This is a genomic window from Roseomonas aeriglobus (assembly GCA_016937575.1).
In the GTDB taxonomy this organism is placed as follows: domain Bacteria; phylum Pseudomonadota; class Alphaproteobacteria; order Sphingomonadales; family Sphingomonadaceae; genus Sphingomonas; species Sphingomonas aerigloba.
In genome coordinates this window covers 138,618-152,555 of sequence record JAFHKN010000002.1, presented here as the reverse complement: position 1 = coordinate 152,555, position 13,938 = coordinate 138,618, and the positions used below count along the sequence as shown (strand labels likewise).

Annotated in this window: 12 protein-coding genes; 4 read left to right on the top strand and 8 right to left on the bottom strand. The window is 65.2% G+C overall.

What is annotated here, in order from left to right:
• The first annotated feature begins 11 nt into the window (after positions 1–11).
• Positions 12–455: a hypothetical protein gene (locus JW805_01070; protein MBN2970607.1), complete on the top strand. Its 444-nt coding sequence runs from the start codon at positions 12–14 to the stop codon at positions 453–455.
• A gap of 7 nt (positions 456–462) precedes the next feature.
• Here the strand turns inward: JW805_01070 and JW805_01065 are convergent, their stop codons facing one another.
• From JW805_01065 to JW805_01035, 7 genes are all read right to left on the bottom strand, one after another.
• Positions 463–843, bottom strand: a complete 381-nt coding sequence (locus tag JW805_01065; protein MBN2970606.1) for a hypothetical protein — start codon at positions 841–843, stop codon at positions 463–465.
• A 33-nt stretch (positions 844–876) separates the two neighbouring features.
• Positions 877–1,680: a response regulator transcription factor gene (locus tag JW805_01060; GenBank protein ID MBN2970605.1), complete on the bottom strand. Its 804-nt coding sequence runs from the start codon at positions 1,678–1,680 to the stop codon at positions 877–879.
• A gap of 66 nt (positions 1,681–1,746) precedes the next feature.
• Entirely contained in the window at positions 1,747–2,859 is a 1,113-nt protein-coding gene (locus JW805_01055) for a histidine kinase (GenBank protein MBN2970604.1), read from the bottom strand.
• Between the two features lie 100 nt (positions 2,860–2,959).
• Positions 2,960–6,262, bottom strand: a complete 3,303-nt coding sequence (locus JW805_01050) for a TonB-dependent receptor (GenBank protein ID MBN2970603.1) — start codon at positions 6,260–6,262, stop codon at positions 2,960–2,962.
• Positions 6,263–6,408: 146 nt separating this feature from the next.
• Positions 6,409–8,559, bottom strand: a complete 2,151-nt coding sequence (gene ligA, locus JW805_01045) for an NAD-dependent DNA ligase LigA (protein ID MBN2970602.1) — start codon at positions 8,557–8,559, stop codon at positions 6,409–6,411.
• Between the two features lie 57 nt (positions 8,560–8,616).
• Positions 8,617–10,113 (bottom strand): EAL domain-containing protein, encoded by a 1,497-nt coding sequence (locus JW805_01040; GenBank protein ID MBN2970601.1) that lies wholly within the window; start codon positions 10,111–10,113, stop codon positions 8,617–8,619.
• Between the two features lie 219 nt (positions 10,114–10,332).
• A complete protein-coding gene (locus JW805_01035) occupies positions 10,333–10,701 on the bottom strand; it encodes a hypothetical protein (protein ID MBN2970600.1) in 369 nt (122 codons plus the stop codon).
• Positions 10,702–10,838: 137 nt separating this feature from the next.
• Here JW805_01035 and thyA point away from each other — a divergent pair, with 137 nt between their 5' ends.
• Positions 10,839–11,759, top strand: a complete 921-nt coding sequence (thyA, locus tag JW805_01030; GenBank protein ID MBN2970599.1) for a thymidylate synthase — start codon at positions 10,839–10,841, stop codon at positions 11,757–11,759.
• A gap of 78 nt (positions 11,760–11,837) precedes the next feature.
• Complete coding sequence (locus tag JW805_01025; protein MBN2970598.1) at positions 11,838–12,233, top strand: hypothetical protein; 396 nt, start codon at positions 11,838–11,840, stop codon at positions 12,231–12,233.
• A gap of 666 nt (positions 12,234–12,899) precedes the next feature.
• Here the strand turns inward: JW805_01025 and JW805_01020 are convergent.
• Positions 12,900–13,421, bottom strand: coding sequence for a hypothetical protein (locus tag JW805_01020; GenBank protein ID MBN2970597.1), 522 nt, complete (start codon positions 13,419–13,421; stop codon positions 12,900–12,902).
• A 139-nt stretch (positions 13,422–13,560) separates the two neighbouring features.
• Here JW805_01020 and JW805_01015 point away from each other — a divergent pair, with 139 nt between their 5' ends.
• Positions 13,561–13,935, top strand: a complete 375-nt coding sequence (locus JW805_01015; GenBank protein MBN2970596.1) for a PRC-barrel domain-containing protein — start codon at positions 13,561–13,563, stop codon at positions 13,933–13,935.
• Positions 13,936–13,938 lie beyond the last annotated feature (3 nt).

The window sequence follows — 13,938 nt, the reverse complement described above, 5'->3', positions numbered from 1 at the left end:
GAAAAGACGATATGCTCGCACCACTGATCCTCATCGCCAGCGCTGCTGCCACGCCGATCCCCACCACAGCTAAGACCTTCATCGCGCGCCGACTGGATCTGGCGCAGTATCGCGCAGCGCTGATCGACCTCAATCGCGACGGGCAGGCTGAAGTCCTGGTCTACGCCGAAACGCCGGCGACGTGCGGCAGCGGCGGATGCGATCTGTACGTGCTGACGCCGAGCAAGCGAAGCTACCGCGTCGTCACACGCCTATCCGTGGCGCGAACGCCGATTTCGGTCCTGAACAGCGTGTCGCACGGTTGGCGCGACTTGTCAGTTCGAGTGGCAGGTGGAGGAATTGCGCGAGGCTATGACACGCGGCTCAGGTTCGACGGTCGGTCCTATCCCGGTAATCCGACGGTGCCCCCTGCGACACGGCTAGGAAAACATGGCGGACGGGTCATCCTGAAGTAGACGTCGTTCAATCCAGCTTGATCGCTTCGCGCTTCCCCGGATGCGTCTTGCGCGCGGCGAACGTAGCTTCGCGCACGACCGCAGAGGCGACTGCGATCGCCGGGGTCAGCAGGTCGATGCCGACCTGACATCCACGGATCGCACAGGGTTCGGCGGCATTTTCCAGACCCGCACGCGGATCGCCCGTTGCCTGCCGCGGACGCGGCGTCCGCTCGCGGTCTTCCGGATTGGGCAAGCGGTATTGGGCGCCGGGCGCGCAGACGACGACTTCGGTGGAGGTGCTGGAGCAAGGGTCGACGAGGATCGACCAGCTGTCGCCCGAAGGCGGCGCCGCGGCGGTTTGCTGGGCGGGCATCAGCAGGAGCATCGCCATCACCGATCCGATCATGCCATACCCCCCTGCCGATCCGCCGTTTGAGCTTTAGTGAACGAAGCGCGCCACCACGTCGCGGTAGCTGCGCGACACCTTCACCTGACCGCCCGATTCGAGCACCAGGAAACATTCGCCATTGGTGTGCGGCTTCACCTGGCGCACCAGGTCCAGGTTGACGATCGTCGAGCGGTGGACGCGCTGGAAGCGGCGCGGGTCCAGGCGCTTTTCCAGGTCCTTCATCGTCTGGCGCAGGATCAGCGTATTGTCGCCGGTCTTTATGCACATGTAATCGCCCGCGGCCTCGACGACCTCGATCGTGTCGACGTCGACGCGGAAGATCTTGCCACGATCCTTGATGTTGATGAGCTTTTCGAACCGGCTCGCCGCGGGCTGGTCGCCGCCGCCGTCGCCGATCGCCTCGACCGAATCCGGGGCGACTTCGGCCAGCACTTCCTTCAGCTTCTCGACCTCCTCGACGCCGCGCTTTTCGCTGAGACGCTGGCGGACCCGGTCGAGCGTGTCGGCCAGACGCGCTTCGTCGACCGGCTTCATCAGGTAATCGACCGCCTGCGCCTCGAACGCCTTCAGCGCATGGTCGCTATAGGCGGTCACGAAGACGAACAGCGGCGGCTCGACTTCCATCAAGCCCTGGATGACCGAAAATCCATCGAAGCCCGGCATCTGGATGTCGAGAAAGACCAGGTCGGGCTTGTGCGTCTTGATCGCGCTGATCGCCTCGCGCCCGTTCTGGCATTTGTCGATGATCTCGACGTCGTCGAATTCCTGCAAGCGGAGTTCCAGGCCCTGGATCGCCAGCGGCTCGTCGTCGACGAGAATGGTGCGGATGGTCATGCGTCGTGGTCTTTCGTCATGCGGAAAAATCGTCAGTGCCCCCTGATCGGTTCCCCGTTGTCGTCCTCAGCCTGCCTCGCGTGCCGGTTCCTCCAGCTGATATGGTATCTCGATCACGACAGAAAAGCCGCCCTCGGGAAGAGCGCGGATTTCGAAACGGTGGTCGGGCCCATAGGCCTGCGCCAGTCGCTCGCGGATGTTCGCCAACCCGACCCCGGTGGACAGGCTCGGCCGCTTGTTGCCGCCGTTCAACCCGGGGCCGGTGTCCGACACGGTGATGCGAACGCGTTCAGCGGCGAGTTGAGCGAGGACCGAGATATCGGCCCCCTCCTCCTGCGGCGTCACGGCATATTTGATCGCATTTTCGACCAGCGGTTGCAGGAGCAGCGACGGCAAGCGCGCGCGCTCGACCGCCGGGTCGATCTCGAAATTCGTCCGCAGCCGCTTCTCGAACCGCATCTTCTCGATCTCGAGATAGAGCTTCAGCGTCTCGACCTCCTGCACCACGGTGACGTGCGCGGTCGGTTCGTTGGCAAGCGTGTAGCGCAGGAACGCCGACAGGCGGCTGAGCATGGCATTGGCGCGCTGCGTTTCCTTCAGCAGGACCAGTGTGGAGATCGAATTGAGTGTGTTGAACAGGAAATGCGGATTGAGCTGATATCGCAGCATCGCGAGCTGGGCGGACGACGCCTCGGTCTCCAGCAGGCGCATGCGGTCGACCTGCTCCTCGACGATCAGATACCAGTTGATGCCGAAATAGAGCGAGGTCCATCCCGTCAGCACAGTGAACGGTATGAAGCTCGACCCGATGACCAGCGCCCAGCTGATCCCCGCATCTGCCCCGCGCGCGAGGCCCGGGCGCAGAAAGCTGACGTTGAATGCCTGGATGACGGAATAGACCAGCGTCGCGATGAGCAGCGTGGCGACCGTCAGGACGATCGCACGCCAGCGCGGCTGGCGGCGGTAATAGCCGTAGAGCGTGGAGAGCAGCAGCGTCAGGCAATAGCCGACAATCGCCTCGATGAAGATCGGCGGATAACCCTCCACCGACACGCCGTTCGATGCGGCCACAACCACGCGCAGCAGCAGATAGCCCGACCAGCCTGCGGCCTGGAGCATCCAGAAGGCGCGGCTTTTCTGTTCGAAGAAGGGGCGGGACAGGATCGTCGGCTGCTGCACGGCGAGCGCTGTAACGGTTCGTCGCAGATCAGGCAAAGAAAAGGGCCGCCGTCCCCGGTGTGGGGGCGGCGGCCCTGTAAGGCGTGCGATGGGTTGACGCTTAGAAGGTGAAGCGTGCGCCCAGGCGGATCAGGTACAGCGAGTTGTTGAACTGTACGACCTCGTTCGCGTCACGGAACGACGAGTAGCGATACTGCGCGCAGGTCTGCGTCGAGTTCGTGTTGACCACACCTGTCCCCGGGGTCGTTCCCGTCGGCGTGGCGGCGCTCAAGCACGACACTCGGACGACGTCCGCGGTGTACGGGAAGCCGAACTGGCGCAGGCCGCCCCACTTGCTGTTTAGCAGGTTCGGCAGGTTTTCGATGTCGCCGAAGATCGTAAACCGCGACTTGCCGATGAACGTTGGAATTTCCTGCTCCAAGTGCAGGTCAATGCGGGTAAACGCACGGTTGCGAGCGATGTTACGCGCAGCGATCTGACCGCGATAGTTCTTCAGGGCGGTGTTGTTGATCAGCGTTTCAAGCGACGCCTGGGTTTCCGCGCTGTCATAGCTGACCTTTGCATCGTTCGGCCCGGTCGGGACGTACAGCAGGAAGGCGTTGTTGTTGCCGATCGTGCCGAACACCGGCAGGCGCTGATTCTGCACCGTATCCGCCATGGTGAAGCTGTAGCGACGGCCCGCGCGGGTTTCGCCGAACAGCTGCACGACCGTGCGATAGTCGCCGAAGAAGGCACGATCGAAGCCGACGCTATAGGTGTAGCGCCACGTCGTCTCGTCGTTCGCGCGGCCATAGGCCTGGAAGTTCGGATCCGCCTTGGCAGCGTTGTTGTACAGCGAACCTGGCGTCGACGACGTTGCCGGGCTCACGTCCTTGACGTTCTGCCAAGCGTAGCTGCCGGCGAGCGACAGGCCGAAGTCGAAGTCCTTGTTGAAGCGCGCGACCGCGATGTGGCTGCGACCACGGTTGTCGTTGAACAGCAGATAGTCGCCGTTGTTGTCGGCGGTCGCCGTCGAACCCGGGGTGGGCACGAAGCTATAGCGCGGACGACCATCCGGCAGCGTGCCGATGACGCGCGAGCGCAGATCGGTGAAGCTCGTGCCACGGACCGTGTCGGTGTACAGATAGTCCGCGCCGAAGGTGACGCCGAACAGGTCGTATTCGGCAGTCAGATTGAACTTCGCAACCGACGGCGGCCGGAAATTCTGCGCCAGCGACGACGTCGGCGCGAGCGCCTGACCGGCAGTGTTGGTCGCGATGTAGGCATTGACGGCTGCCGGGATCGTCGCGCCGTTGACGCTGTTCAGGGCGGCCGTGCAAACGCCGGCATTGACACCGGTGAACGGCGAACTGCACGTCGCCGTCGCCCCGCCGATCGGCGTCGCGCGGGTCAGATTGGTGATCGCACTGGTGACGACACCCGTGTTCGAGAAGCTGTTCGACAGGTAGATATCGGGAGCACCGCCACCGAAGATCGACGCGCCACCGCGGATGCGCAGGCCCTTGACCGGGCGCCAGTTGAAACTGAAGCGCGGCTGGAAGTTGTCCAGACCTTTGAACGTCTGCGTGTTGGTAAAGCCGTAACGGGCCAGATACGCATTATTCAGCGGCACTTCCGAGCGCATGCCAAACAGGTCGTAACGAACACCAATGTTGATATCGAAGTTGCTCGTGACGTTCCAAGTGTCCTGCAGGCCGAACGTCCACTGATCATAGACGAAGTTGGCAGCCGAGTCGGCGACGTTCAGCGACAGCGCGTTCTGATAAGAGAACTGCGACGCATTGCGATTCTGGAAATCCGCGATCGAATCGAAATAATAGGCACCGGTCGCATTCTGCAGGAACAGGTTCGTGGTGCGGCGACGGTTATACTCGGCGAGCAAACTGACCTGGTGACCACCGGCGGTGTAGCGCGTCAGGATCGAGCCGCCCCAGGTATCAAAGAACAATTCGTTCGCCTGACGGCTGACGTCCGGGCCAAAGGCGATAACCGGCACGCCGACGCCGCAGCTGTTGATGCGATTGTCGCCCGAATTGATGCTGGTCGCATCGGTGCAGACGCGGAACTGCGCGAAGGGCTGCACACCAAGCGAACGCTGCGTGACCTCGTTCGACTGATAGAGGAAGCGTGCCTCGGTCGAAAGACGATCCGTCCAGTCAGAATTCAGCTGCGCGATACCCGAACGGACTAGCACCGAGCGCTGATAAGCGTTCGAAGACAGGCCCAGGCCGGGCGTCGTCAGGCTGGTCGAAACATTCTGTGGGACGGTCGCCGATTCATAAGCATTGAGATAGGTGAGCGACAGGCGCTGGCCATCGACGATATTCCAATCGACGCGACCGACGATCTTTTCGTCCTTGTTCTGATTGATCTGAACGATGTCGCCTGCGGCGTAGTTATAAACGCTCTGTGCAATCGACTTGACCTGATCGATCGCTCCCTGCGTCAGCCCCGGGATCTGCGAGATCTGCGACACCGCGGCCGGACGCGGATCGGTGTTCCGCTCGCCCGAAACCATGAAGAACAGCTTGTCGCGGATGATCGGACCACGCAGCGTCGCGCCATAGGTTTCCGACTTATACTTGGGGACTACCTGCCGGTTCGAACCGATGACGCTGCCCTGCAGGCCGTCGGTCGACTGCGAGTAGAAGCCGGTGCCGTGGAACTCATTGGTACCCGACAGAACGACCGTGTCGATCGCGCCGCCCTGGAAGTTGCCCTGACGGATGTCCGACGGTGCGATCGAGACCGAGAACTGACCAATTGCGTCGAACGGGATCGGGCCACGCGCCGTCGGATTGGCGTCAGCGTTCAGGCCGAAATTATCACCGATCTGGACGCCGTTGATCGTGAAGCGGTTGAAGCGGGGGTTAACGCCGGCGAAGCTGACCGCGCGGCTGTTCGACAGGTCGAGTTGCGCCAACGGATCGCGGCGAGCGAGGTCGCGGACGTCGCGATTGACTGAGGCGACCTTGCTGATGTCGGCCTGCGTCAGAACCGTGCGCGGCCCCGAAGCGACGGTGCCGGCGCCAGCGATCGACGATGCGGTAACGACGATCTCCGTACCGGCGTCCGACGTCTCCAGCTCGATCGGCAGGTTGTAGGGCTGACCGACGACAGTGAAGATCTCGGTGACCTGCGTGTTGCCCTGTGGGCTGGCGATCGACACGGTGAAGGGTCCGCCAACGCGCAGGCCGGTCGCGTTAAAGCTCCCGTCGTTGCCAGTCGTCGTGGTCGACGTGGTGCCCGACGGCACGTTCGTGATCGTCACCTGGGCACCAGCGACCGGCGCACCGTTCGCGGTCACCGTGCCGCGGATCGACGACGTGGTTTCCTGAGCTGCCGCCGCCAGCGGCGCCACCAGCGCGGCAGCAGCCACGCCACAGATCAACACATTGCGCATTAAATTCCCCTTTGAGCGTCATCGCTCGGACACGGCACCCGCGCCGTTCGCGGTGCGCCCTGCCTTCGATTTGTGACTAATAAATGACGATTACCCGAGTCGTCGAGTCGGACCTTGATTCACCTTTGCTGCGTTGCAAAAAGGCATCACTTTGAAGCAGCTAGCGCATCGGCGACGATCGCGGCCCAGCCGTCCTCGTTAACCACCGCGACCCCGAGATCGGCGGCCTTCTTCAGTTTCGATCCCGCACCGGGGCCGGCGACGACGAGGTCGGTCTTGGCCGACACCGATCCCGCAACCCGCGCGCCGAGCGATTCGGCCTGCGCCTTGGCCTCGTCGCGGCTCATCGTCTCCAGCGTGCCGGTAAAGACGACCGTCTTACCGCTGACCTGCGATGCGCGGGTTTCATGGACGACGTCGGCCGGCGCGACCCCGGCAGCGAACAGATCGTCGAGCGCTTCGCGATTATGCGGCTCGTCAAAGAAATCGAGCAGCGCATTGGCGACTTCGGGGCCGATGCCGGCGACGCCGATCGCGTCGACCACCGCCTTGTCGCGACGCTGATGAAACTTGCGCTCCGGTTCGGCTGGAGTCGGCACTGTCTCGGCACGCAGCGTACGGGCCGCGGCGATCGCGGCGGACAGGGCGTCCCAACTGCGATAGCGCCGGGCGAGGTCGCGCGCCGTGATTTCGCCGACGTGCCGGATGCCCAGCGCGAACAGGAAGCGGTCGAGCGGCGGTTGACGCTTCGCGTCGATCGCGGCGATCAGATTGTCGGCCGACACGGCCGCCCAGCGTTCGCGCGCCAGCAGGTCGTCGCGGGTCAGGCGGAAGATGTCGGCCGGCCGCGTCAGCAGGCCATCGGCGACGAACGCCTCGATATGGGTGGCGCCCAACCCCTCGATATCGAGCGCATGGCGCGAGGCGAAGTGGCGCAGCCGCTCGACGCGCTGCGCGGGGCACACCAGCCCTCCCGTGCAGCGCACATCGACCTCGCCCTCTTCGCGCACCGCGGCCGAACCGCAGGCCGGGCATTCGGTCGGGAAGACATAGGCTGCGCGCGCTTCGCCGGCGCTCAGATTCTCGACGATCTGCGGGATGACGTCGCCTGCGCGCTGCAAGACCACGCGGTCGCCCTCGCGCACGCCCAAACGCGCAATCTCGTCTGCGTTGTGAAGCGTCGCATTCGATACGACGACGCCGCCGACCGTCACCGGCTCCAGCCGCGCAACCGGGGTCAGCTTACCGGTGCGACCGACCTGAATGTCGATCCGTTCCAGCGTCGTCTGCGCACGTTCGGCGGGGAATTTATGCGCCAGCGCCCAGCGCGGGGCGCGACCGATGCTGCCCAGCCGCTCCTGCCAATCGAGCCGATCGACCTTGTAGACCACGCCATCGATATCGAACGGCAGGTCCGCACGCTGCGCTTCGATCGCGCGATAGACGGCAAGGGCCGCCTCGACGTCGTCGCAGCGCTGAAAATCCTCGGCAACGGGGAAACCCCAGCGTGCCAGCACCGCGACCACCTCGGCCTGGGTCACACCCGGCACGGCGCCAACCTCGCCCCAGCCGTGCATCAGGAAACGCAGCGGCCGGCCGGCGGTGACGGCAGCGTCCTTCTGCCGCAGCGATCCGGCCGCCGCATTGCGCGGGTTGGCGAATTGGCGCGCGACCTTGCCGGTCTCCGCCGCTTCCGCCGCCAGCCGGGCATTGAGCGCGGCAAAGGCGCCCTTTTCCATATAGATTTCGCCGCGCACCTCGAAAACGTCGGGTGCGTCGCTGGGCAAGCTACGGGGAATGTCGCTCTCGGGGATGGTCAGGACGTTGGCCGTCACATCCTCCCCGACCGCGCCGTCGCCGCGGGTCAGCGCGCGGACCAGGCGGCGCCCCTCATAGCGCAGCGAACAGGACAGGCCGTCAATCTTGGGCTCCGCGGTCAGCGCGACCGCGGCATCGTCGGCAAGTTTCAGAAAGCGGCGGACGCGGCCGACGAAGTCGCGGACGTCGTCCTCGGAGAAGCCATTGTCGAGGCTCATCATCGGTCGCGCATGTGCGACCTTTGCGAGATGCCCGGCAGGCGCGGCTCCCACCAGCCGGCTGGGGCTGTCGTCGCGCACCAGCGCCGGAAAGGCCGCCTCGATCGCGGCATTGCGGCGCATCAGCGCGTCATAGGCCGCATCGCTGATCTCGGGCGCATCGTGCGTATGATACAGGCGGTTGTGGTGCGCGATCTCGCGGGCGAGGCGTTCGAGCTCTTCCGCCGCAGCGGTTTCGGTGGTCGGCAGCGCGCTGGTCATGATGGCTGTCGGGGTAATCGGCACGCCGCCAAACGGCAATGGCGATACGACGGTCGTTCAGCCGGTGCGGGATCGATCGGGCGCGCGCTGCTGCGAACGCGGCGCGAGCGCCTCCAGCGGCATCGGCCGATCGAACGCCAGCCCGGCGCGGTCCTCCTGCGCCCAGCGTACGATCGCGGCGACCACGCGGCCGTCGCCCAGATCCAGCCGGACAGGACACCCCTCCGACCCGGCGGGAAAGGCGATACCGTCGATCAGCGCGCCACCCGACGACCAGTTGCGGATGCGGACGTCGCCACAGCTGCCGCCCACCTCGAGCTTAGCCCAGCGCAGCACCTTCGTCCTGGTCGCGCGGCTGACGCGGTGTCCGACGGGTGCGATCCGCGTTTCGCCGGTCGCGGCGCGCGCCAGCACATCGGCCTGAGGCACGGCCTTGCCGTAGACCCATCCCTGGATGTGCGTGCAGCCCAGATCGCGGATCAGGCCGATTTCGTCCTGCGTCTCGACCCCTTCGGCGGTCGTTTCCATCCCCAGCGTGTCGGCCAGCGTCACGATCGCACGGACGATCGCCGCGTTGCGGTTGGTCGTATCCGAGACGCCGTAGACGAAGCTGCGGTCGATCTTGATCTTGTCGAACGGCGCCTTGCGGAGATAGCCAAGCGACGAATAGCCCGTGCCGAAATCGTCGAGCGCCAGCCGCACCCCCAGCCGTTTCAGGCTGGCGAACATCGCCTCGGTCGACGCACCTTCATTGACGAACACGCTCTCGGTGATCTCCAACTCCAGCCGGGCAGCGGCGATGCCGGAGGTGGCCAGCGCGCTCGTGACGATCGACGGCAGTGCCGGGTTGGCGAACTGAATGGGCGAAATGTTGACCGCAACCCGCGTGTCACCCGGCCATTGCGCCGCGTCGGCGCACGCCTGGCGCAGCACCCAGGTGCCGATCGTCTCGATCATTCCGCATTCTTCGGCGATCGGCACGAACTCGGCCGGGCTGATGGCCCCGCGCACCGGATGGTTCCACCGCAGCAGCGTTTCATAGCCGGTGATCCGTTCGTCGGCGGTGGCGACGATCGGCTGGTAGACAAGGTGGAGCTGATCCCCGACCAGCGCCTGGCGCAGGTCGTCTTCCAGCTGCTTGCGGTTGCGCGCCTCGTCCAGCATCTCCTCACGGAAGAAGCGGTGCATGCCGCGTCCGTCGCCCTTGGCCGAATAGAGCGCCAGGTCGGCATTGCGGACGAGCGAATCGCCATCCGTGCCGTCGTCGGGGGCGACCGCGATGCCGATCGAGCAGCCGATGGAAATCGACGACCCGCCGATAAAATAGGGTTGCGACAGCGACGCGATGATCGTGTCGGCCAGCGTCGCCAGCCGATCGCGATCGGCATCGGTCGGCACCAGCACCTTGAATTCGTCCCCGCCGACACGCCCGACCAGCCCGGCGTCGCCGACCGCCCGCGTCAGTCGTTGGGCGACCTGTTTCAGCAGCGCGTCGCCGGTCTGATGCCCGAGCGTATCGTTGACCGCCTTGAACCGGTCGAGATCGAGCAGCATCAGCGCCGCGGTGCGATAGGTCGTCGCAAGCTGTGCCAGCGTCTGGTCGAGCGACAGGCGTATCCGTTGGCGATTGGCCAGGCCGGTCAGGCCGTCGAACAGCGCCAGGCGCGTGATCTCCGCCTCCGACCGGCGCTTGGCGGTCAGGTCGCTGCCCCAGCCGACGAACCCTTGGAAATTGCCGTTGGCATCGACGATCGGGCGGCCCGAAATCGACCATCAGCGGTCGGTGTTGCCGGCAACCCCGCGCACCGAATATTCCGCAAAGGACGTGCGCGACGACAGATGAAAACCCAGGGTGCGTTCGGTTTCCGGGCTGTCGCTGTCCATCTGGAACAGCGTGGTCAGCGTTGCGCCGATTCCGCCGTCGGCCGCTTGAAGCTGATCGGCGACCTTGCGCGAAAGATAGGTGACGAAGCCGTCGCGGTCGGTTCGCCAGAACCAGCCGGAGCCCTGTTCCTCGAACTCGCGGACCAGCAACTGCGCCTGCTCACCCTGTGCCAGCGCTTCGTCGACCGCTCGGTCGGCAGGCGCGCCGCTCAGTCGGGTGCCGCCAAGATTTCGCAGGGATCGGATGACGTTCGGCACGCCGCGGATTTAGCGAAGCGATCATTAAAGTTTTCCTTTCCGCGACATACATTCTGCGCATTTTCAGTGTTTTCTTCCCAATTCCCGATGCATTGTCGTCACTGCCCTGCCGCCTTAGAAGGCGCGGCATGACCGGGATGCATTACGAGCAGCAATATCTCGACCTTCTGCGCGACGTCTGGGAGCGCGGCGACGAGCGGCGCGACCGTACCGGCGTGGGCACGCGATCGCTGTTCGGACCGACGATGCGGTTCGACCTGTCGGACGACCGGGTGCCACTGCTGACGACGAAGCGGGTCGCGTGGAAGACGGCGACGCGCGAGATGCTGTGGTTCCTGAGCGGAAGCACCAACATCCGCCCCTTGGTCGAACAGGGCGTGCATATCTGGACCGACTGGCCGCTCGACGCCTACAACCGCGCCACCGGCGAAGGACTGGATCGCGATGCGTTCGAGGCGCGCATCCTGGCCGATGCCGACTTCGCCGCACGCTGGGGCGAACTCGGGCCCGTCTATGGCAAGCAGTGGGTGGACTGGCCGGTCTACGACGCGATCGGCGACGGGCTGTACCGCAAAGCGGAGCGCGGGATCGACCAGATCTCAGCCCTGGTGACGTCGCTCAGGACCAACCCGACGTCGCGCCGGCATATCTTTACCGGCTGGAACGTCGCCGAACTCGACGACATGGCGCTGCCGCCGTGTCACATGACCTATCAATATCATGTATCGGACGGGAAATTGTCGGGGATGCTCTGGCAGCGGTCATGCGACCTGGGGCTGGGCTTTGCCTTCAACGCCTTTTCCGCCGCGCTTCTGATCCGCATGCTGGCACAGCAATGCGCGCTGGAGCCGGGCGAGCTGGTGTGGAGCTGCGGCGACGCGCATGTGTATCTGAACCACGCGCATCTGGTCGAGGAACAGCTGGCGCGCAAACCCCGCGGCGAGCCGCGTCTGACGATCGCCCGCCGGCCGGAGACGATCTTCGACTATGCCATCGGCGACTTCCTCGTCACGGGGTATGAACCGCATGCGCACATCGCGGCTCCGGTCGCGGTTTGACCCGAAACCGCGCGGTTCGTCGCAAAATTTAGTAGCAAGCAACTGACTGTAAATCATTCCGGCGCAGACCGCCTGTGCATGGACACAGCACGTTTCAAGGTCGACGTCCGGGTGGACGTGGGATTGTTCGAGTCCGCGATCATCGGCTTCTGGACGCTCGCCGACGTCAGCGCCTTTGCCCAGGCGATCGCCGCCGCGGCCAAGCGCGTGCTCGATGAGACCGGCAAGCCGCCGGTTTCGGTCTGCGACTATACCCAAGCCGGCACGCAGTCTCAGGACGTCGCCGAGGCGCTGGAAGCAATGATGCGCACCCCTGCGGTCCGCTCGCGCCGCATCGGTATCGTCACCGGCAGCATGCTGCCCCGCATCCAGGCGAAGCGCCTGCTGGTCGAACGGCCGGAAGTCCGCTTCTTCGAAACGCGCGACGCGGCACTGGCGTGGGTGCTGGCGCCCGAGGTGGCGCAAGCGGCGTAAGGTCGGGGGCAGCGGCCTGACCTGACCCGTTCGTGCTGCGTTTGTCGAAGCGCCGCGTTTTGCGGTTCGGCGTTGCTGCGGAAAGTGCAGCCCGCGCATCAGCTTTTTGCGGCGCCCGCCATAGCCAAATCACCGTCATTCCGGCCTGATCCGGGATGACTGAGGCGTCGTGGATCGAGCGACAACCGTTACGCCATGCCGTCGGCCGGAGCCGCTGCGCGGCACCGCCGCCCGCCGCCGCGGGTCCGCGACTTGCTTTCGCAAATCGCCGGCCGCCCGCAAAAATGAAAGAGGCCGCCGAGGTGGCTTCTACCACCCCGACGACCTCCGACATGGTCAGCGGCCGGAGAGCTCCAGCCCGGGAGACCATGCGGGCCTCTGATGCCTGATGCGGACGGCGTTGATTGGGGGAGGATACCCCCCGCGCGCCCTCACGGATCGGCGACAAGCGCCTGATCCGCGCGTCAGGTCAGAAGCGCGTCTCCCGAACGAACTGAACCGACCCCACTGCTGAACCATGAGACATCGGATCACCTCCTTTCGCTTGTTGAACACGAACGTGCCGGTTGCTCGGCACAGATGGAATGTGAATCGTGTCGGCCCCGGTTTCAAGACTTGTAATGCGAAGAAAGCGCGTCAGTATCTCGCGCTTCCCGGCAAAGGGCCTCAGCCGCGGCAATCCTCGACGACGCGCAGGACCTCCGGCCACGCCGGAACGACCAGAGGCGCACCGCCGCCCTCCACCACGAAACGACCGCGACTGAAGCCCATCGCGTCGAGCAACGAGTCAGCCGCGGGCAGTACCGCCTCGACCCCACCCGCCACCGGCTGGACCGCCAGCGTGCGCGCCGTTGTGCTGGTCCGCACGGTCACCGTGCCCGCCGACACGCCGGTGCGTGTCAGGCGCACGGAATTGGCGCCGCGGTCGCAGGTCAGCATCAGCGCGGGTCCCGCGCCGCTGCCGAAGGTCGCCCGGCTGCCGCGTGGGTCCGCCGCGTATCGCCATGTGCCCGGGCTCAACGCCCAGTCCCGCCAGTCGCTCGACGGCGGGGGCGCAGGCGGCGGCGTCGGAGTGCGGACGGGGATCGGCACGGGCCGTATCGGCGCTGGCGCCGGCGCTTCGGCTTTCGGCACGCAGGCGGACAGGACGACGAGCCCGGCCAGGCCGGCAAGGAAGATAGAACGCATCACATCGGGCCTCATGAACCAGCGTGCCGCCCGCCTCAACCACCGATCGGCCGGGCCGGTCGCCGCCTTCGGGGAACCGAGCCCCGCCCCGCCGGTTCCCAATGCCGACAGCTTGCAATCTGAATCAGGATTAAAAGACATGAGCACCGAACTCGACGCCGGAACGATCCTGCTGGTCCAGGCGAACGTCGCCCACACGCTGAAGGTTCAGAGCCGCGACGGCAACACCGTCGGCACCGTTCACGCGCTGATGATCCACAAAGGCACCGGCCGCACGACTCATGCGGTCCTCAGCCTCGGCGGTTTCCTCGGCATGGGCAAGAGCTTCTACGCCGTGCCGTTCGAACTGCTGATCTACGACGTCGCCAATGACCTCTACACGATCACCGTCGACAAACGCCTGCTGGAAGGCGGCCCGAGCTGGGCGAACAACGCCCCGACCTTCGATCAGGCCTATGCGGACCGTGTCGCGGGCTATTACGGCACGCGGACGGAGGATCTTCGCGAGGGATGAGCG